The 22,728-nt window shown below is 68.9% G+C and carries 22 protein-coding genes; 15 read left to right on the forward strand and 7 right to left on the reverse strand.

The features are described 5' to 3' along the window. Genes WS70_RS17125 through WS70_RS17135 form a run of 3 tightly spaced genes read left to right on the forward strand, consistent with a single transcriptional unit; the run spans nt 1 to nt 1,805 of the window. Complete coding sequence (locus tag WS70_RS17125; protein WP_059471918.1) at nt 1-933, forward strand: hydroxymethylglutaryl-CoA lyase; 933 nt, start codon at nt 1-3, stop codon at nt 931-933. A gap of 51 nt (nt 934-984) precedes the next feature. Continuing rightward, complete coding sequence (locus WS70_RS17130) at nt 985-1,491, forward strand: YbaK/EbsC family protein (protein ID WP_059596835.1); 507 nt, start codon at nt 985-987, stop codon at nt 1,489-1,491. Beyond that, nucleotides 1,488-1,805, forward strand: a complete 318-nt coding sequence (locus WS70_RS17135; RefSeq protein WP_059471920.1) for a DUF1289 domain-containing protein — start codon at nt 1,488-1,490, stop codon at nt 1,803-1,805. Before WS70_RS17130 ends, WS70_RS17135 begins: the two co-directional genes overlap by 4 nt. 655 nt (nt 1,806-2,460) lie before the next feature. Here WS70_RS17135 and WS70_RS17140 read toward each other — a convergent pair. Continuing rightward, entirely contained in the window at nt 2,461-3,363 is a 903-nt protein-coding gene (locus tag WS70_RS17140) for a DMT family transporter (RefSeq protein WP_059471921.1), read from the reverse strand. 111 nt (nt 3,364-3,474) lie between these two features. Between WS70_RS17140 and WS70_RS17145 the strand changes: the two genes are divergently transcribed. After that, the gene (locus tag WS70_RS17145) at nt 3,475-3,960 is read left to right on the forward strand and encodes an Lrp/AsnC family transcriptional regulator (RefSeq protein ID WP_059471922.1); all 486 of its coding nucleotides are present in this window, start codon (nt 3,475-3,477) and stop codon (nt 3,958-3,960) included. Nucleotides 3,961-4,093: 133 nt separating this feature from the next. On the opposite strand, the gene WS70_RS17150 is transcribed toward WS70_RS17145, so the two are convergent. Continuing rightward, the gene (locus WS70_RS17150) at nt 4,094-4,987 is read right to left on the reverse strand and encodes an alpha/beta fold hydrolase (RefSeq protein WP_059596836.1); all 894 of its coding nucleotides are present in this window, start codon (nt 4,985-4,987) and stop codon (nt 4,094-4,096) included. A 297-nt stretch (nt 4,988-5,284) separates the two neighbouring features. On the opposite strand from WS70_RS17150, the gene WS70_RS17155 reads away from it, so the two are divergent. Then, a complete protein-coding gene (locus WS70_RS17155) occupies nt 5,285-6,244 on the forward strand; it encodes an NAD(P)H-dependent flavin oxidoreductase (RefSeq protein ID WP_059471924.1) in 960 nt (319 codons plus the stop codon). Between the two features lie 301 nt (nt 6,245-6,545). Here the strand turns inward: WS70_RS17155 and WS70_RS17160 are convergent, their stop codons facing one another. From WS70_RS17160 to WS70_RS32150, 3 genes are all read right to left on the reverse strand, one after another. Then, nucleotides 6,546-7,508: a LysR family transcriptional regulator gene (locus tag WS70_RS17160; protein WP_059471925.1), complete on the reverse strand. Its 963-nt coding sequence runs from the start codon at nt 7,506-7,508 to the stop codon at nt 6,546-6,548. A 159-nt stretch (nt 7,509-7,667) separates the two neighbouring features. Further along, nucleotides 7,668-8,744 carry a porin gene (locus tag WS70_RS17165; RefSeq protein ID WP_059596837.1) on the reverse strand — a complete coding sequence of 359 codons (1,077 nt, stop codon included), beginning with the start codon at nt 8,742-8,744 and terminating at the stop codon, nt 7,668-7,670. A gap of 408 nt (nt 8,745-9,152) precedes the next feature. Further along, nucleotides 9,153-9,638 (reverse strand): hypothetical protein, encoded by a 486-nt coding sequence (locus tag WS70_RS32150; RefSeq protein WP_059471927.1) that lies wholly within the window; start codon nt 9,636-9,638, stop codon nt 9,153-9,155. Nucleotides 9,639-10,021: 383 nt separating this feature from the next. Here WS70_RS32150 and WS70_RS17175 point away from each other — a divergent pair, with 383 nt between their 5' ends. The 6 genes from WS70_RS17175 (at nt 10,022) to WS70_RS17200 (ending at nt 17,266) form a co-directional block, all read left to right on the forward strand. Continuing rightward, nucleotides 10,022-11,068 (forward strand): bile acid:sodium symporter family protein, encoded by a 1,047-nt coding sequence (locus tag WS70_RS17175; RefSeq protein ID WP_059471928.1) that lies wholly within the window; start codon nt 10,022-10,024, stop codon nt 11,066-11,068. Nucleotides 11,069-11,621: 553 nt separating this feature from the next. After that, nucleotides 11,622-13,181, forward strand: a complete 1,560-nt coding sequence (locus WS70_RS17180; RefSeq protein ID WP_059596838.1) for a methyl-accepting chemotaxis protein — start codon at nt 11,622-11,624, stop codon at nt 13,179-13,181. 173 nt (nt 13,182-13,354) lie between these two features. After that, on the forward strand, nt 13,355-14,374 hold the full coding sequence (locus tag WS70_RS17185; RefSeq protein ID WP_059596839.1) for a LacI family DNA-binding transcriptional regulator: 1,020 nt from the start codon (nt 13,355-13,357) through the stop codon (nt 14,372-14,374). Continuing rightward, nucleotides 14,371-15,771, forward strand: a complete 1,401-nt coding sequence (locus tag WS70_RS17190; RefSeq protein WP_059596840.1) for an AGE family epimerase/isomerase — start codon at nt 14,371-14,373, stop codon at nt 15,769-15,771. Before WS70_RS17185 ends, WS70_RS17190 begins: the two co-directional genes overlap by 4 nt. After that, nucleotides 15,768-16,676: a carbohydrate kinase family protein gene (locus WS70_RS17195; RefSeq protein WP_059471932.1), complete on the forward strand. Its 909-nt coding sequence runs from the start codon at nt 15,768-15,770 to the stop codon at nt 16,674-16,676. The genes WS70_RS17190 and WS70_RS17195 overlap by 4 nt, the downstream gene beginning before the upstream one ends. 365 nt (nt 16,677-17,041) lie before the next feature. Then, nucleotides 17,042-17,266 carry a hypothetical protein gene (locus WS70_RS17200; protein WP_010101153.1) on the forward strand — a complete coding sequence of 75 codons (225 nt, stop codon included), beginning with the start codon at nt 17,042-17,044 and terminating at the stop codon, nt 17,264-17,266. Between the two features lie 208 nt (nt 17,267-17,474). On the opposite strand, the gene WS70_RS17205 is transcribed toward WS70_RS17200, so the two are convergent. Further along, the gene (locus WS70_RS17205) at nt 17,475-17,669 is read right to left on the reverse strand and encodes a DUF2905 domain-containing protein (protein ID WP_059471933.1); all 195 of its coding nucleotides are present in this window, start codon (nt 17,667-17,669) and stop codon (nt 17,475-17,477) included. 18 nt (nt 17,670-17,687) lie between these two features. Further along, nucleotides 17,688-18,878: a class I SAM-dependent methyltransferase gene (locus WS70_RS17210; RefSeq protein WP_059596841.1), complete on the reverse strand. Its 1,191-nt coding sequence runs from the start codon at nt 18,876-18,878 to the stop codon at nt 17,688-17,690. Nucleotides 18,879-19,131: 253 nt separating this feature from the next. Here WS70_RS17210 and WS70_RS17215 point away from each other — a divergent pair, with 253 nt between their 5' ends. From WS70_RS17215 to WS70_RS33635, 4 genes are all read left to right on the forward strand, one after another. Then, on the forward strand, nt 19,132-19,980 hold the full coding sequence (locus tag WS70_RS17215; RefSeq protein ID WP_226382778.1) for an SDR family oxidoreductase: 849 nt from the start codon (nt 19,132-19,134) through the stop codon (nt 19,978-19,980). An 89-nt stretch (nt 19,981-20,069) separates the two neighbouring features. Next, nucleotides 20,070-20,474 carry a dihydroneopterin aldolase gene (locus tag WS70_RS17220; protein ID WP_059596842.1) on the forward strand — a complete coding sequence of 135 codons (405 nt, stop codon included), beginning with the start codon at nt 20,070-20,072 and terminating at the stop codon, nt 20,472-20,474. Beyond that, nucleotides 20,471-21,466, forward strand: coding sequence for a tRNA 2-thiocytidine(32) synthetase TtcA (gene ttcA / locus WS70_RS17225; protein ID WP_059596843.1), 996 nt, complete (start codon nt 20,471-20,473; stop codon nt 21,464-21,466). Before WS70_RS17220 ends, ttcA begins: the two co-directional genes overlap by 4 nt. An 872-nt stretch (nt 21,467-22,338) precedes the next feature. Further along, nucleotides 22,339-22,518: a hypothetical protein gene (locus tag WS70_RS33635; RefSeq protein WP_331457982.1), complete on the forward strand. Its 180-nt coding sequence runs from the start codon at nt 22,339-22,341 to the stop codon at nt 22,516-22,518. Nucleotides 22,519-22,728: the final 210 nt, after the last annotated feature.

A 22,728-nucleotide genomic window follows, 5' to 3' on the forward strand; every position in this document is an offset into this window, starting at 1 on the left:
ATGACGCTCCCCCAATCCGTGAAGATCGTCGAAGTCGGCCCGCGCGACGGGCTGCAGAACGAGCAGGCGTTCGTGCCGACCGACGTCAAGATCGATCTTGTGAACCGGCTGTCGCGCGCCGGTTTCCGCAACATCGAGGCGGCGTCGTTCGTGTCGCCGAAATGGGTGCCGCAGATGGCCGACGGCGCCGACGTGATGGCCGGCATCGAGCGCCGCGCGGGCACGATCTACTCGGCGCTCACGCCAAACCTGAAGGGCGTCGAGAACGCGCTCGCCGCGCGCGCCGACGAAGTCGTGATCTTCGGCGCGGCGAGCGAGGCGTTCTCGCAGCGCAACATCAACTGCAGCATCGCGGAGAGCATCGCGCGCTTCGAGCCCGTCGCGCGCGCGGCGAAGGACGCGGGCGTGCGGCTGCGCGCGAGTGTGTCGTGCGCGCTCGGCTGCCCGTATCAGGGCGACGTGCCGGTCGACGCCGTCGTCGACGTCGTGAAGCGCCTCGCCGCGCTCGGCTGCGACGAGATCGACATCGCCGACACGATCGGCGTCGGCACGCCGGGCCGCACGCGCGCGGTGCTCGACGCGGTCGCGAAGGCGTTCCCGCGCGAACGGCTGTCGGGGCACTTCCACGACACCTACGGGCAGGCGCTCGCGAACATCTACGCGGCGCTGCTCGAAGGCATCGGGATCTTCCACGCGTCGGTCGCGGGCCTCGGCGGCTGCCCGTACGCGAAGGGCGCGACCGGCAACGTCGCGACGGAGGACGTGCTGTACATGATGCGCGGCCTGAACATCGATACGGGCGTCGATCTCGGCCAGGTCGTCGCCGCCGGCGATTTCATCTCGACCGCGATCGGCCGCGCGAATGTGTCGCGCGCGGGGCGCGCGCTGCTCGCGAAGCAGCGTGCGGCCGCCGAACCGTCCGCCTGCGCGTGATCCGCGCGGCGCCCATCACACCACTACTCCACGAGGATACGAAGCGCACCCATGGCTACCCCCGCCCCCATCGACAAGCTTCCGGATTCCGCCCGTCGCGTCGCGTTGCTGCTGCGCGAGCGCGGCCATGCGAAGGGCATCGTGATGCTCGAGGAAACCGGCAAGACGTCGGCCGAAGCCGCCGCGGGTCTCGGCTGCTCGGTCGCGCAGATCGCGAAGTCGATCCTGTTCCGCCGCCGCGCCGACGGCGCGCCCGTGCTCGTCGTCGCGAGCGGCGCGAATCGCGTCGATGAGAAGAAGGTCGCCGAACACGTCGGCGAAGTCGGCCGTGCGGACGCGAAGTTCGTGCGCGACAACACCGGCTACGCGATCGGCGGCGTGTGTCCGATCGGTCATCTCGTCGAGCCCGTCATGCTGATCGATCGCGACCTGCTCGAGCTCGACAACCTGTGGGCAGCGGCCGGCCACCCGCACGCAGTGTTCAATCTGTCTCCGCAGGAGCTGGTGACGTTGACGGGCGCGCCGGTGGCCGACGTCGCGGAGCGCAGCGACGCATGAGCGACAAGACGGAGATCGGCGGCATGGCGAAGGTCGAGGGGACGCCGGGCGCGGCAGCGGCCGATGCGGCGGCAACGCATGCAGCGGCGAGCGAGGCGGCGGTGAGCGCGGTCGCCGCGAGCGAGACGACGGCTGCGCCGGGCACGAACGTGCCGTCGCCATGCACGAACGTCTGCAGGATCGATGCGAAAACCGGCTGGTGCGAAGGCTGCCGTCGCACGCGCGACGAGATCGCCGGCTGGCGCAAGTTCGACGACGACGCGAAGCGCGCAGTGCTCGCGCGGCTGGCGGCGCGGCAGACGGCCTGCGCGTGATGCGGCGCCGGCAGCGGGCCGCGCCCGCGCGCGTTGCCGCAAGCGGCAGGCACGGCGCAAAAAAATGCCGTTCAGCCAGATTGGCGAACGGCGAGCGTAATGAGAATTCTGTGGACGTGATCAACGTCACTGCGCATCATACGAGCGCCCTCGCTGCATCGCATCAGGAGTTTCCCTACAACTTTTTTGCGCGTGTCGGAATGTCTCGGTCTGGCTTCGCGTCGCGCGCGATGTCGTCTGCGCGAATCAGCGTGCATCGCCCGATCGCGGCGCTGCGTCCGTCTGTCCGGAGCGCCGCCGGCGCACCACGCATGCGTCGCGTGCGATCCCTGTCAACCGACGCGCGCCGATCGATCGGACGACACGTCGCGCGCCTCCGTCATTGCTGACGCGCCGCGCTTGCACGGCGCGCCTCGCCTCCCGATAAGCCGCCGCACGCCGCTCGACCAGCCGATGCTTTATCCGCGCCCATCGCCGCCGCCCGCCGTGACGCGCTGCGCGCATCGCCTTTCCGCCAGACGATGCTCGCCGCTCGATCGGACTGCGCCCGCGCCATTCGATGCGCACTGAAGCGAAGCGCCGATCGCCCGCGCACCGCCACGCATCCACCGCGCCGCGCACCGCCACGAACCGCCGCGCACTCCGCCCGGCACACTCAGCCCCGCGCCTCGACCCGCCGCGCCGGCACGATCCGCCAGCCGAGATTCACGCCGGCCGCCGCGAGCAGGATCAACGCCGCGCCGAACACCTGACTCCACGCGAGCGTCTGCCCGAACGCGATCCGATCGACGACGATCGCGACGACCGGATAGACGAACGAAAGCGCGCCTATCGTCGCGGTCGGCAGCTTCTGGATCGCGCCGTACAGCAACACGTACATGATCCCCGTGTTGACGACGCCGAGCACGACGAGGTCGAGCCACTGGCTCGGCGTCGCGGGCAGCGCGTCGTAGTGGACGAACGGCGCGAGCGCGAGCACGCCGACGCCCGTCTGGAACAGCGCCAGCAGATGCGGCGGCGTGCCCTTCAGATGCTTCGTGACGATCGACGACACCGCGTACAGGAACGCCGCACCGAGCGCGAGCACGACGCCTTCGAGATACTGACCGGGCACCGCGAGCACCGCGGGCTCGACGCGCACGACGAGCGCGAGCCCCGTGAACGCGAGCACGAGCCACGCGACGGCCGACGCGGTGAGCCGTTCGCGGAACACGATCGCGCCGAGCGCGACCAGCATGAACGGCTGCGTGTTGTAGACGGCCGTCGCCATCGAGATCGACGCGCGCGAGTACGCGGCGAACAGCAGCACCCAGTTCGCGACGATCGCGACGCTGCCGAGCGCGGCGAGCGCGACGACGCGCTTCGACAGCAGATCGCGGCGCAGGAAGCCGAGCGCCGCGCAGATGATCAGCATCGTCGCGCCGCCGAACAGGCAGCGAAAAAACACGACGTTCATCGGATGCTGCCGCGACGACACGACGAGCCAGCCGATCGTCCCGGACATCAGCATCGCGATCACCATTTCGAGCGCCCCGCGGCGCATATCGTTCGAAGCCATGTGAATTCTCGCGAGAGGAAAGCCTGACTTCGATTCTAGGCACTTGATTGGTTTCTCTCCATCGCTAAACTGAGTGAGATGCGTCTATCCACCTTTGAAAAGAAGGCTGCCATGCAAAAACGCCTTTCGCCGCCGCCTGCGGCGAGCACACTCGATTCGATCGACCGCGAACTGCTGCGCGCGCTCGCCGACGACGCGCGCCAACCCGTCAGCGAACTCGCGCGGCGCGTCGGGTTGTCCGCGCCGAGCACCGCGGACCGCCTGCGCCGGCTCGAAGCGCAAGGCGTGATCGCGCGCTTCACGGTCGAGCTCGATCCGCGCGCGCTCGGCTACACGCTGCAGGCGATCGTGCGCGTGAAGCCGCTGCCCGGCCAGTTGCATCTCGTCGAGGAATTGCTGCGGCGGATTCCCGAATTCGTCGAATGCGACAAGGTGACGGGCGACGATTGCTTCGTCTGCCGGCTCTATCTACGCTCGATCGAGCAGCTCGACGGGATACTCGCGAAGGTGACCGAGCGCGCGGAGACGAGCACGGCGATCGTCAAATCGACGCCCGTCGCGCGGCGCTTGCCACCACTCGTGATCGAAGAGGATTGACGCAAGCGTGGAGCGGACGCGAAGCGCAGCGCCACCCCGTGTGAAATCGACGGAAGCACCGTGCGCGCGAAAGCGGCGCGGCGCTCGCATCGGAGAAACGAGGGCTTCGGGTAACGAAGCCCGCGCCGCGGCGTCACGCCACCTCGCGCGCCTCGAAGAACGCGACGATCTCGTCGATCAGCACGACGGGCGCCTCTTCCGGGATGTAGTGTCCGCAGGCAAGCGCGCGGCCGCTCACGTCGCGCGCGACGCGCCGCCATTCGTCGAGCGGCTCGAAGCAGCGCCCGACGACGCCGTTCTCTCCCCACAGCACGCGCAACGGACACGCAACCTTGTTGCCGCGTTCGAGATCCGCGCGATCGTGATCGAGGTCGATCGTCGCCGACGCGCGATAGTCCTCGCACATCGCATGCACGGCGCCCGGCTGCCGCAGCGCTTCGCGATACGCGTGCAGCGCCTCCGGCGAGAACGGCGCGAGGCCGGCCGACCGATTGCCCATCACCGATTCGACGTACGCATCGGAGTTGCCGCCGATCAGCGTCTCCGGCAGCGGCTCGGGCTGGATCAGGAAGAACCAGTGGAAGTACGCGGTCGCGAACGCGCGATCGGTGCGCTCGTACATCGCGAGCGTCGGCGCGATGTCGAGGAGCAGCATCCGCTCGACCGCGTCCGGATGATCGAGCGCCATCCGATGCGCGACGCGCGCGCCGCGATCGTGCGCGCACACGTAGAAGCGCGGAAAGCCGAAGTGACGCATCACCGCGACCTGATCGGCCGCCATCGCTCGCTTCGAATACGGCGCGTGCCGCGCGTCGCTCGCCGGCTTGCCCGACGCGCCGTAGCCGCGCAGATCGGTGACGATCACAGTGAAATGCCTGGCGAGCGTCGCAGCGACGCGATGCCAGATCACGTGCGTCTGCGGGTGGCCGTGCAGCAACAGAAGCGGCGGTCCCGAGCCTCCTTTGACGCCGAAGATGTCGACGTCCTGCGCCGTCACGCGAAACGGCGCGAACTCCTCAAACGACATGGTCTTGTTCTCTCGGATTGTTGTGATCGTTATTGTAGGAGCGCGATCGTCGCGTCATCGCCGGCATGCCCGCGCAAAGCATAGAAACAGAGCACTCATTCGACAGCCCGGCCGCAGCGCGTTCGTCGAAGCGCGCCTATAATGGCACGACCGTTCGTATTAATTCGCCGCGAGCGCGCAGTCGGCACGACACTCACATAACATATCGACCGCGCGCGACGGCCCCGGCGAGGACGACGCAACGCGACGAACTTCACGCATTTGCCGCACGCGCGGCGACGATTCAGGAGACACCGCATGGCCCTGCCCGCCATCCTGCAAAACCTCGCGCTGCCCGTCATCGCGTCGCCGATGTTCATCGTCAGCTATCCGGAACTCGTGCTCGCGCAATGCAAGGCGGGCATCGTCGGCTCGTTCCCCGCGCTCAACGCGCGCCCGGCCGAATTGCTCGACGAATGGCTCACGCAGATCCAGGCGCAGCTCGCCGAGCACCGGGCCGCGACCCCGGACGCCGTGATCGGGCCGATCGCCGTAAACCAGATCGTCCATCAGTCGAACGTGCGGCTCGAGCACGACATCCGCGTGTGCGTCGAGCACAAGGTGCCGATCTTCATCACGAGCCTGCGCGCGCCCGCGCGCGAGATCGTCGACGCCGTGCACAGCTATGGCGGCATCGTGCTGCACGACGTGATCAACCTGCGGCATGCGCAGAAGGCGCTCGAAGCGGGCGTGGACGGCCTGATCCTCGTCGCGGCGGGCGCGGGCGGCCACGCGGGCACGACGTCGCCGTTCGCGCTCGTCGGCGAAGTCCGCAAGATCTTCGACGGCCCGATCGTGCTGTCCGGCTCGATCGCGAACGGCGGCTCGATCCTCGCCGCGCAGGCGATGGGCGCCGATCTCGCCTACATGGGCACGCGCTTCATCGCGACGCAGGAAGCGCACGCGGTCGACGGCTACAAGCACGCGATCCTCGACGCGAAGTCGGCCGACATCATCTACACCAATCTCTTCACCGGTGTGCACGGCAACTACATCCGCGAGAGCATCGTGAACGCGGGCCTCGATCCGGACGCGCTGCCCGTCGCCGACAAGTCGAAGATGAACTTCGGCAGCGACAAGGCGAAGGCATGGAAGGACATCTGGGGCGCGGGACAGGGCGTCGGGCTGATGGACGACGTTCCGTCCGTCGCGGAGCTCGTCGCGCGGCTCAAGCGCGAATACGACGACGCGAAGACGCGGCTCGGGATTCGCGCGTAATCGTCGCCGCCGTGCTCGGTCGTCGCCGTGCGTGTCGGGCGGCGTGCGTGTCGGGCGGCGCGCGATTCACGCGGCGCCGCAGGCGCGAGGCATGCATGATGCGCATGCGAAGCACAGGCGACGGGCGATGCGCCGCATCGAAGCATTAAATCAAATCGAATCGAATCGCCCCGGCGTCGAACGCGAATCAACAAGCGGTAAACAACAAAACCCTCGCCACGCGAGGGTTCGTCTTCAGTCTGAGCGCGGCCCCGCCGGTCCGCGTTTTTTGTCGATGCGCGGCGCTCGTACCACGCTCGCGTTACCCGAGCCGCTTCATCCGCGGCATCGTGAGCTGCCGCAGCCGCTCGTCGATCGACGGGCACAGCGACTGGCCGGCGAAGCGGTCCGCGAGGAAATCGACGAACGAGCGCACCTTCGCCGACACGTGGCGACGGCTCGCATACACCGCATAGATCGGCAGCTCGCGCGGCGGCAGCGCGTCGAGCAACAGCGGCACGAGGCGGCCGGACTCGATGTCCTCGCCGACCACTTCGGTGCCGAGGAGCGCGACGCCCGAGCCGCCCAGCACGGCGACGCGCAGTCCCTCGAGATGATTGACGATCACGTTGCCCGACAGCGGCATGCGCGACGCGGCCGCGACATCGGCGATCGTCGCGTCGAGCAGCGTCTCGTTCGGCTCGCGGCGAATGATGTTGTGCTGCTGGAGATCGGCGATCGTCGTCGGCGTGCCGTGCTTCGCGAGATACTCGGGCGACGCGACGAGCAGGATGTGCGCGGTCGCGATCTGCCGCGCGACGAGCGACGACGACTTCATGCCGGCGGGCGCCGCGCGCACCGCGACGTCGTAGCCTTCGTCGATCAGTTCGACGACGCGATCGGACAGCGTGATCTCGACCGTCACGTCCGGGTAGCGCTCCGCGTACGACGTCACCGCGTCCATCACGTGCCGCAGCCCGAACGCGGACAGCGACGTCACGCGCAGCCGCCCTTGCGGCACGACGCTCGCGGCGCCCACTGCCTGCCCGGCCTCGTCGAGTTCGGTGAGCGCCTGCACGAGCCGCTCGTAGTATTCGCGCCCCGCCTCCGTCGGCGCGACGCGGCGCGTCGTGCGATGCAAGAGACGTGCGCCGAGCTGGTGCTCGAGATGCATCACGTGCTTGCTCGCCATCGCCGCCGACATCTCCATGCGCTCAGCCGCGCCGACGAAGCTGCCGACTTCGACGACGTAGCGAAACACATTCATGCTGACGAGGGTATCCATCCAGAATGCTCACAATCGAGGGGAATTATGCAATCGCAAGCAACTGTAACAAAGCTGGAGAATTGAAAACGTCAAAAAAGGCAAAACGGCGCCATTTAGTGTGACGCCGCTCACTTTTTCGTGCATTGCCCGAGCGACGCGCGCCCGGGTTCCGAATCGTTAGAACTTCGCACGAATTCCCGCGCCGAACGTGTCGCCGCTCGACATGCCCGAGTAGCGATCGTTCATGTATGCGGCATACACGTCGGTGCGCTTCGACAGCGGATAGTCGTAGCCGAGCGCCCACGTGCGATGCGCCTGGTCGAGTCCGCCCGAGTCGCGCGAATACGCATACGATGCGAGCGCGCTGCCTGGCCCGAGCGGCACCGACACGCCGCCTTGCGCGGTGTTTACGTGCCAGCTGCCGGTGTTTTGCTCGTTCTTCGTGTACATGTATTGCGCGTAGACCTTCGCGACCTTGAAGTCGTACGACAGACCGACCTGCGCGACACCCTGGCTCTTCATGCCGGACACGAGCGCGCCGAGATCGCCCGGGCCGCCGTTGAAGTTCACGTACTGATAGACGGCCGTCGCGGCGAACGGGCCGTTCGAATAGTTCACCTGGCCGCTCCATTTCTTCGAGCGGTTGTCGCCCGCCGTGTTGCCGAACGCGTACATCGCGGCCGCGTTGAGGCCGCCGAAGGTCGGGCTCGTGTAGTCTATCGCGTTGTTCCAGCCCGAATCGCCGACGGCGCCCTGATCGGTCGCGTACGTCGGGAACGTGCCGAGGCCGAGGAACACGTGATAGACCATCGGCGAGAACACGTACGAATCGATGAACGGATTGAAGAGGATCGTCGAGATGAAGAGTTCCGTCGTCAGGCGACCCGCGCGCACCGTGCCGTACGGCGTCGCGAGTCCGACGTACGCGTTGCGGCCGAAGAACGTGTCGCCGTCGAAGCGGCCGTAGCGCCCGTTCTGCGCGCGGAAGAAATCCTCGAGCGTGAAGATCGCCTGATAGCCGCCGCCGAGATCCTCGGAGCCGCGCAGGCCCCAGTACGACGTCGACATCCCGCCGCCCTGCACGCCCCATGCGCGTTGCCCGCCCGGGAATTTCTGCGCACCGATCCATTCGTCGACCTGCCCGTAGAGTTGAACGCTCGACTGCGCGCGAACGCCCGACGCGCCCGCGGCCAGCGCCGCGACGGCGGCGCACGCGAAAGTGGTTTTCAGCGCGCGGCTGACGGATGACTTCATTGTGATCTCCAGATTGTCGTCTAACGGAAGCGAGGCGAACGGGCGGGCGACGTCCGGAAGACACGACGCCGTTCGGGGGCGTCGCCATCTTCCCGAGCCATTTTTCCGGTCAAAAAAGGAGGGACTTATTGCGGATATAGCGTCAGCGTTAACTTCCCGGCGATTTGTCGGGCGTCGGCGACGGGCGCGCCGGTTTCAAACTGACGAACGGCGCTCCTGCGCGCGACGATCGAGCGCCGGCAACGATGGCCAGCGGCAATTCGAACGCGGAGAAAACGCCGGCTTGCGCGCGTCGTCCTCGCAACGAGGCGCGAAAGATAGCGTAACCAAGGAAATGCGCGGGAGGATTTCGCGCGAGTGTCGCGAATTTGCGTCAGCCGGCGGCGCACACCCCGGCCGAATCGAGGCTCAGTTGCGGTAGAACGGCGCGAAGAACGGCAAATGCGGCGCTTCGTCCTGGCGCGGCGGAGGCGCCGGGCGGCCGCCGCGTTCCTCGTTATAGCGCGCGACGTCGGCGCGGATCGAGCCGGTGCGCATCGGCACGTTGCCCGAGCCGGGCCCGTGCGGGGCCTGGCGCGCTTCGGCACTGATCGGCCGGTACGGGTTTTGCGCCGCGTAGCGGCCGTACGACGGCGTCGGACGCAGCCCCCAGCGCTGGCGGTAGCCGTTCACGCCGATCCGCGCTTCGCGGCCTTGCGGCGCCGCGTGCATGGAGCCGGGCGCGCCGCGCCAGCCGCCCGCGCCGCCCGCCGCGTACGGTGCGCCGCCGCGACCGCCGCCGAAGCCGGGCCCGCCGCCATGCGGCGGCTGCGCGAAGACGAGCGTTGCCGCGAGCGCGCACATCACGCTCGCCGCCCATTGCCCGATCTTCCGTATTGCCCGTTCCGTCGTCATGATTGGTCTACCGCTTGCTTTTCTGCCCTGCGCGCACCCGAATCGCGCGCGAAAGGCTTTCAGCGGTAATTTATGGGCGGGGCGAAATCGTGTCGAGCGCAAAAGTGTTAGACCAAAAGCATCGGTGTAACACCGTGTTACTGCACGGCTTTTCGGGAATTCCGCGCCGTTTTGCACCCGTCGCGCGCCGCCCGTTTTTGACGTTTCCGCCGTAAGGTAGCGACGCGCCGGCAACGTGCATCGACATGCATTCGAATCATTAATCGATTCTTCGAATGAATTTGCCTATTCAATCGCCGGCCGCGACAATATCAAGCCGACAATCGCTGCGCTGTCCGCCCGCAGGCCGCCGGCGCTTTCACCGCATTCGCCCGAGATCCGAAATGGCGCGCTCCCGCTTCATTCCCGACAACTTCACGCTCGCGCTCGTCGGCACCGTCGTGCTCGCGAGCTTCCTGCCGTGCCGCGGCGAGGCCGCGCATGTATTCAACTGGGCGACCAACATCGCGGTCGGCCTCCTCTTCTTCCTGCACGGCGCGAAGCTGTCGCGCGAGGCGATCATCGCGGGCGCGACGCACTGGCGGCTGCACGCCGTCGTGCTGCTCAGCACGTTCGCGCTCTTCCCGCTTCTCGGGCTCGCGCTCAAGCCCGTCCTCACGCCGCTCGTCACGCCCGCGCTCTACGCCGGCGTGCTGTTCCTCTGCACACTGCCGTCGACCGTCCAGTCGTCGATCGCGTTCACGTCGATCGCGAAAGGCAACGTGCCCGCCGCCGTCTGCTCGGCGTCCGCATCGAGCCTGCTCGGCATCTTCGTCACGCCCGCGCTCGTCGGCCTGATGATCACGTCACAGGGCACGGGCGCGACGGCGTCGCCGTGGAGCACGATCGGCGCGATCGTGATGCAACTGCTCGTGCCGTTCATCGCCGGCCAGCTGCTGCGCCCCGTGATCGGCCGCTGGATCGAGCGCAACCGCGGCGTGCTGCGCTTCGTCGATCAAGGCTCGATCCTGCTCGTCGTCTACGTCGCGTTCAGCGAAGCAGTGAACGAAGGGCTCTGGCACCAGATTCCGCCGATCGCGCTCGCGGGCCTCATCGTCGTCAACGTCGTGCTGCTCGCGATCGCGCTCGCGGTCACAGCGCTCGTCAGCAAGCGGCTCGGCTTCAATCGCGCGGACCAGATCACGATCATCTTCTGCGGATCGAAGAAGAGCCTCGCGGCCGGCGTGCCGATGGCGAAGGTGATCTTCGCCGCGCACGCGGTCGGCGCGGTCGTGCTGCCGCTGATGCTGTTCCATCAGATCCAGTTGATGACCTGCGCGGCGCTCGCGCAGCGCTGGGGCGCTCGCGACACGAGCCGCGAGCGGGAGACGGGCGCGCACGGCGGCGGGTCGATCGGCCCGGGCGCGAGCGCCGGGGCGGCGAAGCGCTGAGCGCGACGGGGCGCGCGCGGCGAAGCGAGTTGCTTCGGCCGCGGCGCCGCGCTTGTTTGGCTTCGCAGCCTCCCCCGCCTTTCCGCCTTTCCGCCTTTCCGCCTTTCCGCCTTTCCGCCTTTCCGCCTTTCCGCCTTTCCGCCTTTCCGCCTTTCCGCCTTTCCGCCTTTCCGTTTCCCCATTTCTCTCCTCGTCGTTCTTTCGCCTTTTTTCATCCTCCCGCCATTCGTTCATCCGGACGCTCGCGACTCGCCCGACGCTCCCCCGTCCGCGCCTTCGATCCTTCGATCCTTCGATCCTTCGATCCTTCGGGCGCTTCGCGCCCGCAGTCCAGCCCGGCTCGCTGATCCCGTCAAGCTCCGCTCAGTCCCGCCGCTTTCCCCTGCGTCAGCCCGAACTCCGCGCAACGCGCTTCACAAACCCGACGCGCCAAAACAGGGCGTCGCTTCACAAAAAATTCATTCAATCTCGGTTCCCCGACGCCGTTAAGCCGGCTTCTCGTCACGGCTCGACGCGTCACGAGCGCGACGCTCCGCTTCCGGAATCGCCCCTGATGAACACCACCCGCCTCACCGTCAAAACCCGGCTGCGCGCCCTCGTCGCGGTCGTCGTCCTCGTGCTGGCCGCTGTCGGCGGCATCGGCCTCACTGGCGTCGCACGCGTCGGCGATGCGCTCGCGCACGTCTTCGAAGATCGCGCGAAGACGCTGCAGCGAATCTCGTCGATCGACGAACTCGTCACGCAAACGCGCTACGCGGTCGGCGACGCGGTGCTCGATCCGTCCGCCGCGAAAACCGAATCGGTCGCGGCCGCATCGGCGCGCGACATTGCCGCGATCGATCGCCTGCTCGCCGACTATCGCACGACGCCGCGCGCCGACACCGAACGCGCGCAGGCCGAGCGTCTCACCGCCGACTGGGCGATGCTGCGCGACAAGGGCATCAGGCCCGCCGTCGATCTGCTGAAGGTGAACAACCTGTCCGAAGCGCAATGGGTCGTCACGCAGACGCTCGACCCCATTGCGCAGCGCGTCAAAGGCGAAACCGCGCAGTTGCGCCAGTGGCAGCTCGAAGCGGCGCAGCACGCGTACGACCGCGCACGCGGCGACGCGCGGCTCGTGCAGTGGGCGGTCGCGGGCTGCGTGGTCGCGGGCGTCGCCGCCGTCGCGATGCTGTGCGCGGCGATGGCGCGCGCGCTCGCGCGGCAGCTCGGCGGCGAGCCGGACTACGCGGCGACCGTCGCGAACGAAATCGCGTCCGGCAATCTCGCGCTCGACGTGCATGCCGGCGCAGCCGCATCCGGCAGCGTGCTGCACGCAATGCACGCGATGCGCGCGCGGCTTGCCGGAACGATCGGCACGCTGCAGCGCGCGGCCGACGCGATCGCGCACGCGACGACCGACATCGCGCACGGCAACCACGACCTGTCGCGCCGCACCGACGAACACGCGGCCGGCCTGCAGCAGACGGCGAGCAGCATGGAACAGCTCGCCGCGACGGTGCGCACGAACGCCGATCACGCACGGCAGGCGAGCTCGCTCGCGCTCGCGGCGTCGACGCAGGCCGAGCAGGGCGACGCCGCCGCGCGCGACGCGATCGCGCGGATGGAGGCGCTGTCGGTGCGCTCGCAGCAGATCCGCAGCATCTCGTCGACGATCGAGGGGATCGCTTTCCAGACCAACCTGCTCGCGCTGAACGCGGCCGTCGAGGCGGCGCGCGCCGGCCAGGCGGGCCGCGGCTTCGCGGTCGTCGCGCAGGAGGTGCGCGGCCTCGCGCATCGCAGCGCGCAGGCGGCGAAGGAGATCTCGGCGCTGATCGCCGGCGTGACGGGCGAAGTCGAGCTCGGCACGGACACGGTGAAGGCGGCAGGCGGCACGATCGTCGGCATGCTCGCATCGGTGCGGCAGGTCGCGACGCTCGTCGACGAAATCTCGCACGCGTCCGACGAGCAGCGCTCCGGCATCGACCAAGTGAATCACGCGGTCGCGCAAATGGACGAGATGACCCAGCACAACGCGCTGCTCGTGCAGAAGGCCGCGAGCGCCGCAGGCGCGCTCGCCGACGAGGCCGCCGCGCTGCGCGAGGCGGCCGCCATCTTCCGGGTCGCGGCGTGAGCGTCGCGAAAACGCACGCAAAGCAACTTGTTTAGTATTTTTAGTAAACAATTATGATCCGATTAACCATTCATATATAAGCACTTATGAGTCGGATCGGTGCAATCCTGGGGCGTTGCGCGGCGATTTTTACTATACAATCGCGAACACCCTAAACATCCCGGCTCAACCCGATGGGCACCACCATTCGCGACGTCGCACAGGCGGCCAACGTGTCGATCGGCACCGTGTCGCGCGCGCTCAAGCATCAGCCAGGCCTGTCCGAAGCGACCCGCGCTCGCATCGTCGAGATCGCGCACCGCCTGAACTACGATCCGACGCAGCTACGCCCGCGGATCAAGCGGCTCACGTTCCTGCTGCATCGCCAGCACAACAACTTCGCGACGACGCCGTTCTTCTCGCACGTGCTGCACGGCGTCGAGGACGCGTGCCGCGAACGGGGAATCGTGCCGTCGCTGCTGACGACGGGCCCGACCGACGACGTGATCCGTCAGATGCGCCCGCACGCGCCCGACGCGATCGCGGTCGCGGGCTTCATGGAGCCGGAAACGCTCGAAGCGCTCGCCGCGACGGGCAGGCCGCTCGTCCTCATCGACATCCGCGCGGCCGGGCTGCGCTCGATCAACGTCGACAACGCGGGCGGCGCGGCGCTCGCGATGCATCATCTGTTCGCATCGGGCCGCCGGCGCGTCGCGTTCATCGGCGGCTCGCTCGCGCACTACAGCATCGCGCAGCGCGCGCTCGGCTATCGCCGCGCGTTCTTCGACGCGGGCATGCTGTTCGATCCGTCGCTCGAGCTGTCGATCGACACGAGCCTCGGCCCCGATGCCGGCGCGGCGAACGCGATGCGGCAACTGCTCGACGCAGGCGGCCCGCTGCCCGACGCCGTGTTCGCGTACAACGACGCGGCCGCGCTCGCCGCGATGCGCGTGTGCGTCGAGCGCGGCATGCGCGTGCCGGACGACATCGCGTTCGTCGGCTTCGACGACATTCCGGCCGCCGCGCACGCGGCGCCGCCCCTCACGACGCTCGCGATCGACAAGGAAGCGCTCGGCCGACAAGGCGTCGAGCTGCTGCTCGCCGATTTGCCCGCGCAGGCCGAACTCAGCCTCCCGGTGCAGCTGATCGCGCGGGCCAGCAGCGCAGGCGCCGCCCGCGCGCCGCGCGCCCTCACCTCGGTACTCGGATCATGACGACCTCAGCCACGCCCGCTCCCCGTCCGGCGCCCGACGCGCCGCACGCCTCCGCGCCGTACGTCGCGAGCTTCCGCGACCCGCAGTTCCTGCTTTCGCATGTCGAGGAAACGCTGCGCTTCTACGCGCCGAACGTGTTCGATCCGACGGGCGGCTTCTACCACTTCTTCCGCGACGACGGCAGCATCTACGACCGCACGACGCGCCATCTCGTCAGCAGTTGCCGCTTCGTCTTCAACTACGCGATGGCGTATCGCCACTTCGGCGATCCGCGCAATCTCGACCGCGTGCGCCACGGGCTGCGCTTCCTGCGCGACGCGCACTGGAACGCCGAGCTCGAAGGCTACGACTGGGAGATCGAGTGGCGCGACGGCGAAAAGCGCGCGACGCGCGACGGCGCGCGCCACTGCTACGGGCTCGCGTTCGTGCTGCTCGCGGCCGCGCACGCGGCGATGGCGGGCGTCGAAGAGGCGAAGCCGCTCATCGCGCACACGTTCGAGCTGATGGAGCATCGTTTCTGGGATCGGGCGGCGGGCCTCTACGCGGACGACGCGACGGCGAACTGGACCGTGTCGAGCTACCGCGGCCAGAACGCGAACATGCACGCGACGGAAGCGCTCCTCGCCGCGTACGAGGCGACGGGCCACCTGACCTACCTCGACCGCGCGGAGAAGGTCGCGACGAACATCGTGCTGCGGCAGGCCGCGCTGTCGCAGGGGCTCGTGTGGGAGCACTTCCATGCGGACTGGTCGGTCGATTGGGAATACAACAGGGAAGACAGCTCGAACATCTTCCGCCCATGGGGCTTCCAGCCCGGCCATCAGACCGAATGGGCAAAGCTCTTGCTGATCCTGGAACGCCACCGTCCGCTCGACTGGCTGCTGCCGCGCGCGATCGAGCTGTTCGACGCGGCGTTCGCGCACGCGTGGGACAGCGACCACGGCGGCCTCTGCTACGGCTTCGGCCCCGACTACAAGGTGTGCGACCACGACAAGTACTTCTGGGTGCAGGCGGAGAGCTTCGCGGCCGCCGCGCTCCTCGCGCAGCGCACCGGCAGCGAGCGCTTCTGGGACTGGTACGACGAGATCTGGCGCTATAGCTGGACGCACTTCGTCGATCATCGCTTCGGCGCGTGGTACCGGATCCTCACCTGCGACAACCGCAAGTACAGCGACGAGAAGAGCCCGGCCGGCAAGACCGACTATCACACGATGGGCGCGTGCTACGAGGCGCTGCACGCGCTCGCCGAGAAGCGCGACGACGGCGGCCGCGGCGCACGCGGCGGCAACGGCGAAGCCGCGCCCGCGAAGCGCGGCAACCGACGCGGCAGCAACCGCGGCAACGGCGAGGACAAAGGCAACGGCGCCGCGCGCCGCCACAGCGGAGGAGCTCGATGAGCGCAGGGTTTCCGCAATTCGTGTCGGCGGGCGACATCCTCACCGACATGGTCCGCACGGGCGGCGCGCACTGGACGTCGCGCCCGGGCGGCGCCGGCTGGAACGTTGCGCGCGCCGTCGCGCGGCTCGGCGCGCCGAGCGCATGCGCGGGCGCGGTGGGCCGCGACTGCTTCTCCGACGAGCTGTGGCGCGAGAGCGAGGCGGCCGGCCTCGATCTGCGCTTCCTGCAGCGGGTCGAGCGCGCGCCGCTCCTCGCGATCGTCCACGAGACGCAGCCGCCCGCGTATTTCTTCATCGGCGAAAACAGCGCCGATCTCGCATTCGAGCCGAAGCGGCTGCCCGACGGCTGGCGCGAGCACGTCAAGTGGGCGCATTTCGGCTGCATCAGTCTCGTGCGCGAGCCGCTTGCCGCGACGCTCGTCGCGCTCGCCGCCGAACTGCGCGAAGCGGGCGTGAAGATCAGCTTCGATCCGAACTACCGCAATCTGATGACGGACGGCTACCGGCCGACGCTCGCGAAGATGGCCGAGCTCGCCGACCTGATCAAGGTGTCCGACGAAGACTTGCGCCATCTGTTCGCGGGCGTCGACGAAGCGAGTGCGATCGCGCGGCTGCGCGCGTTCAATCCGCATGCGGCGCTCCTCGTCACGCGCGGGCCGGGCATGGCGACGCTCTATGCGAACGGCGAGACGCTCGACGCGCAGCCGCCGCGCATCGAGGTCGCGGACACGGTCGGCGCGGGCGACGCGACCATCGGCGGCCTGCTGTTCAGCCTGATGGCGGTGCCGGCGCGCGGCTGGCGCGAGCATCTGTCGTTCGCGCTCGCGGCGGGCGCGGCGGCGTGCCGCCACACGGGCGCGCACGCGCCAACGCTCGACGAGGTCGTCGCGCTCGTCGCGTCGTGACGTGACGTTCTTGCCGGCCGGTCGCGCGTGAGCAGTCGCGCGCGGACGGGCCGGCCGCGCCGCGAACGGCGAGCCGCAGGCCGGGTGCCTCGGCCTGCCGCGCGCGGGCCGGTCGTACGTGCACGTGACCGGCCGTGCCTCGACCGGCCATGCCCGAGCCGGGCGGCCCCGCCCTCTCCGACCGACCGGGCCATGGCCTGACATGCGTTGGCTTGCCGCGCCCAGCCGGCCGTGTGCCTGACCGGCCCAGTCGAATCCGCCCAGTACCTGACCGGCCGCGCCTGAACCAGCCGTGCCCTTTTGCCGCCGCTGAAAGCGCGGCGTCGGGATGTTACGATGAGGCGTCCTTTCTCGGGAGAGGCAACATGGACGGCGGCAACACCTACACGAAGGGCCTTTATACAGCCAAGGCGCACACCCGCAAGACGGATGACGGACGCTTTCAGGGGTACGTGATCCTGTCCCGGGACGAAGGCGGCACGCCAGACAACACGGTCTACGAGGTCGACGCGACGAGCGCGAACGAAGCGGAAGCGTTCGACGAAGCGAAGGCGCTCGCGCACCGGATTCTCGGCGAGCTCGAGCTGTGAGACGGTCGCGGTCGGCGCAGCCATCCGGCCCGATCGCGCCGATAACGGCCTAGACGAGCCGTCGGCGTGAGTCTCCGTGGTTCGGAGATAGCCAGCCTGCACCGAACGCAGCGGCTCGCGGCCGCACCGTCGCGCATTCGCCGGCGCCGGGCGAGACGCGGCATGTCGCATCGAGCGCGGCCGCACCGCGACTCGCCGCACGTCGGCGTCACCAGAGCCGCGCGATCACCGACACGACGCCCATGATCACGAGCGTCGACATGAACGGAAACGGATAGACGCGCGAGCCGAACCGCAGCGTCACGTCGCCCGGCAAGCGCCCGACCCCGAGCTTCGACAGCCACGGCCACGCGCGCGTCAGCACCATCACGGCGATGAACGTGGTGAGCAGCCAGCGCAGCATCGCGTCGCCTCCCGTCGGCTACAGCGTGTGCGAGCGGTCGCCGCGCGCAAACGCGTCGAGCGTGCCGTCGATGCCGCGCGAGAACGCGATCACCTTGAAGAGCTCGCCCATCTCCGCTTCGGAAATCAGCTTCTGCACTGCGTTCGCGGCGGGCAGGAAGTGCTGGACGTCGGACGGGTCGATCTCGGCGAGCACGTCGGTGATGCCCGCGTTCAGCAGGAAGCGCGCCTGCGACGTGTAGCCGAGCAGATCCGCGCCCGCGCCGACGCCCGCTTCGTAGATCGCGCTGAACTCGACGTGCGAGGTGATGTCCTGCAACCCCGGATAAAGGAAAGGGTCGCCGTGCGCGCGGTGCCGGTAGTGACACATCAGCGTGCCCTGCGCGCGCTGCCGGTGGTAGTACTCGTGGCTCGGAAAGCCGTAGTCGATGAAGAACGCCGCGCCGCGCGCGAGCATCGTGCAGACCGTGCGAACGAAGGCCGCCGCCGCGTCGTGCGTCTCGGTCACGTAGCCCTCGTCGGCGTCGATCTCCACCAGCCGCGCCGCGTCTTCGGCGCGCGCGCGCGGCCGGTCGGCGAACGCGAACGCGCCCGCGTCGTCGATCGCGACGCCGCGCTCGCGCCAGCCGTCCGCATATTTGACGACGAGCCGCACCGGCATCGCGTCGAGCACTTCGTTGCCGACGACGACGCCTTCGAAACGCTCGGGCAACGCATCGAGCCAGCGCACGCGCGCGGCGAGTCCGGGTGCTTCCGCTTCGAGCGTCTCGCGCTGGCGCGCGCGCAGCTCGCCGGACAAATCGACGATCGCGTATTCGTCGAGCTCGACGCCGAGCGCGGCGAGCGCGTCCAGGAGCCCCGCCGCGAGCCGGCCCGTGCCCGCGCCAAATTCCATCACGCGCCGCGTGCCGCTCGCTTCGAGCGCCTGCGCAACGGGACGCGCGAGCGTCTGCGCGAAGAGCGGCGACAGCTCCGGCGCGGTCACGAAATCGCTGCCGTCTTCGGCGCGCCGGCCGAATTTCTGCGCACCGCCGCTGTAGTAGCCCGCGCCCGGTGCATACAGCGCGCGTTCCATATAGCGCGAAAACGGGATCCAGCCGCCCGCCACGGCGATTTCGGCGCGCAGCGAAGCGGCGAGCGATTCGGACTGCGCGAGCGCGTCGGGGCCGGGAACGGGTAAACTAGCGGGTTCGTGAGCTTTCGGATTCATCCCGGCATTGTAAATGACCGTCTTAGCCGACACCTGCGACACATCCGCGGCAAGCGCCGCACGGGTCGTGCTGATCACGGGCGCCGTGCAAACCGATGCCTTGCGGACGGACGCCTTGCGTGCGGCGGATGCCGCTTCCCGGGCAGACGACGCGCGATCCGGCGCCGCACGGGCGGACACAGCGCCGGCGAACGCCCTGCGAGCGCGCGCCGAGCGAGCGAACGTCGCGTCGGACGCCGCACGTTCCGGCAGCATGCCCGGGGCGCCTGCCGCGTCCGGCTCGAGCGGCGCGTCCGGCACCGCCGCCGCGACCGGCGCGACCGGCGCGACCGGCGCGTCCGGCACGACCGGCGCGTCCGGCACGACCGGCACGACCGGCACGACCGGCTCGAGCGGCCCGAGCCGTTCGCCCGCCGCCAAGCCGCCCGCGCTCGACACCGCGGCCGTCGGCCGCGCGCTCGCGATCGGCTTCGCGCGGCGCGGCTGGGACGTCGCGCTCGCGGCCGCCGCGGGTGACGAAGCCCGCGCAGCCGCCGCGCTCGCCGCCGAAGTCGAGGCGCTCGGCCGCCGCGCGGCAGTGCTCGTCGCCGACCTGTCGGTCGAGGACGACGTCGCGCGGCTCGTCGCCGCCTGCGGTGCGGCGCTCGGCCGGCCGACGTGTGTCGTCGCGCAAGCCGCACCCGTCGCGGACAACGCGCACGACGTCGGCTACGCGTCGCTCGCGGGCGCGATGGCGCGCAGCGTCGCCGCGCCGCTCGTGCTCGCCCGCACGCTCGCCGACGCGACGCCCGACGCCGCGCGCGACGACGAGCGCGCGCGCGCGGTCGTGATTCACCTGCTGGATGAAACGCTGTTTCATCCGGCGCCCGAGCGCTTGTCGCACTCGCTCGCGCAAGCCGCGCTGCATCGCGCGACGACCGCGCAGGCGCTCGCGCTCGCGCCGAAGGTGCGGGTCGTCGGCCTCGTGCGGGGGCGCGCGCCGCGCGCGGACGACATCGCCGATGCCGCCTGCTATCTCGCGGACGCGCCGGGCGTCGCCGGCGCGACGCTGACCGTCGACGGCGGCGAGCATCTCGCGCCGCCCGCAGACGAGGAGAACTGACGGGCGCGGCCGCGCGCGGACGTACGGACGTATCGACGCCGCGCCGGGCCGCGCCCCTTTGCATGCATTACCCTTTGACTGGAACGACCATGTTTGCCGTCCTCCTGCACCCCAGGCTCGCCGATTGCCGCAGGCTCTACCTGCGCGACTACGAGGTGTACATGAACATCGGCGCCTTCGAGCACGAGAAGCGCGGCGAACAGCGCGTCGTCATCAACGTCGACCTGTTCGTGCCGCTCGCGGTGACGACGCCCGTCGAGGACAAGCTGCGCGAAGTCGTCGACTATGATCTGATGAAGCAAAGCGTCGCGCAGTGCGTCGCGCGCGGCCACATCCATCTGCAGGAAACGCTCTGCGACGCGATCGCGGCGAACCTGCTCGCGCACGACGCGGTGCGCGCGGTGCGCGTCTCCACCGAAAAGCCGGACGCCTATTCCGATTGCGACGCCGTCGGCGTCGAAGTATTTCGCATCAAGGACGAGGAGCGAGCATGAATGCGCCCCACACCCCGCATCTGAACGAAGCCGACGCGGCCGCCGCCGTCGAGGCGAACGCCGCCGAGATCGGCCGCCGCGCGCTCACGCGCCGCGAGCAGAAGGAAGCGTACGAAAACAACAAGCTGTTCAAGCGGCTCGCGCGCCAGGTCGGCCAGGCGATCGGCGACTACAACATGATCGAGCACGGCGACAAGGTGATGGTCTGCCTGTCGGGCGGCAAGGACAGCTACGCGCTGCTCGACGTCCTGCTGCGCCTGCGCGAGCGCGCGCCGATCGATTTCGACATCGTCGCCGTGAACCTCGATCAGAAGCAGCCGGGCTTTCCGGAGCACGTGCTGCCCGAGTATCTGGCGACTGTCGGCGTGCCGTTCCATATCGAGAACCAGGACACGTACAGCATCGTCAAGCGCCTCGTGCCGGAAGGCAAGACCACCTGCTCGCTGTGCTCGCGGCTGCGCCGCGGCATTCTGTACCGCGTCGCGGGCGAGCTCGGCGCGACGAAGATCGCGCTCGGCCACCATCGCGACGACATCCTTCAGACGCTGCTCCTCAATCTCTTCTACGGCGGCAAGCTGAAGGGGATGCCGCCGAAGCTGCAGTCAGACGACGGCAAGAACGTCGTGATCCGCCCGCTCGCGTACGTGAAGGAAACCGATCTCGAGAAGTACGCGGAGCTGCGCGAATTCCCGATCATCCCGTGCAACCTGTGCGGCAGCCAGCCGAACCTGAAGCGCGCGGAGATGAAGGCGCTGATCCGCGAGTGGGACAAGCGCTTCCCGGGCCGCGTCGAGAACATGTTCAACGCGCTCGCGAACGTCGTGCCGTCGCACCTGATGGACGCGAAGCTGTTCCCGTTCGCGGACTTGCGCGCAACGGGCCGCGCCGATCCCGACGGCGACATCGCGTTCGACGAAGAGCCGTGCGGCACCGACGCGGGCGCGCCGGACGGTGCGAAATCCGTGTCGATCGTGCAGTTCGACGATCTGTAAAACGCGGCGCCCGACGCACGGCGAGCGGCTTTCCGCGCACGCGATGCGGCTGTTCGTCGGGCACCGTGCATGCATCATGACGATGCACCGTCGCTCGTGCGCGGTGCGACATCGGGCCGCCAAGACCGGCGGCATCGTCCTCGCGCTTTTTCGGCGCGCTCGCCCGAGCATGGAATCGAACGGCGGCGCGCAGGCTTGCGCGCCGCCCGAACCGCCGACGCTGTCGCCGCCGCTCGCGAGGCCGACCGTGCTTGCGAGTGCTGCGGCGGCCGCGCTGACAATACGCCGGCGCGCGTGGAAACGCGCCGACGAATTGTTTTGATCATGACTCACTGCCCTTCCCCTGAGAAGCCGCGTGCGGCGCGATCGATCCATGTCGCCGAGCTGCCGCCGCGTGATGCGAGCCGGAGTCTCGCGTTTCGTCTGTGACACGCCGCTGACGATGAAAACGATTCGAGGGGAAACTCTCTTTTATTCAGACATCCGAACATCATTCGCTCAGGACTGTAAAACATCGGGCGAATGCGGTCCGTGCAAAAAAAATCCGATTCCGCTGCGCGCCGCGAATCGTGTGCGGCGAAGCGACGTGCGTGACGTGCGGCGCGCGCAATGGAATCGAACGCGCCACGCCGAAGGAGCGAACGAGACGAGCGATGACAAGCGTGCAATTCGCGAGCGGATCGACACTTGGCTCGCTGCGAGCCGAACCGGCGACGTCGCAACGACGCCGAGCCTGATGGCGGACGACGCGCTCCTCCTGATCCCGTGCCAGGAGCCGTTCGGCAAGTGCGCATGTGGGGCGTCGGCCGACGCGACGGAGGGCGGCGGAGGGCGTCGAACCCGGCATCGATGGTGACATCGAGGCGCTTTGCGTGCTCGGCGACGGGGCGTATCTGCACAACCGTCTCGATCGGATGGTGTGCGGCCCGAACGGCGCGCCGCCCGCGCGATGCAGCGGACGCACGCTGACGATCCCGCGCAAGGAGGCCGACGGCCGCCGGCAGCTCGCACGCGACGCGAATCTCGTATTACCAATGACCAATGCCGACTAACGACGCATAGCGCGGCACGATCTCGCCGAGCGAGCACGCACGCAGCGCACGCGGCCAGCCTCGGCCTGATCCGCACGACACGCGCTTGCGCGGCAAGCCGGCCGCCGCCCCAATCCATGCGGCGTGCGCGACGCCTGCCGCGCCTCGATGCGCGTCGCCCGGCGCTCATTGCCCGCCCACTCCGGCAGCGCGGCGCCCCGATTTCCAGCG

It is taken from the genome of Burkholderia mayonis, from assembly GCF_001523745.2.
Taxonomy (GTDB): Bacteria; Pseudomonadota; Gammaproteobacteria; order Burkholderiales; family Burkholderiaceae; genus Burkholderia; species Burkholderia mayonis.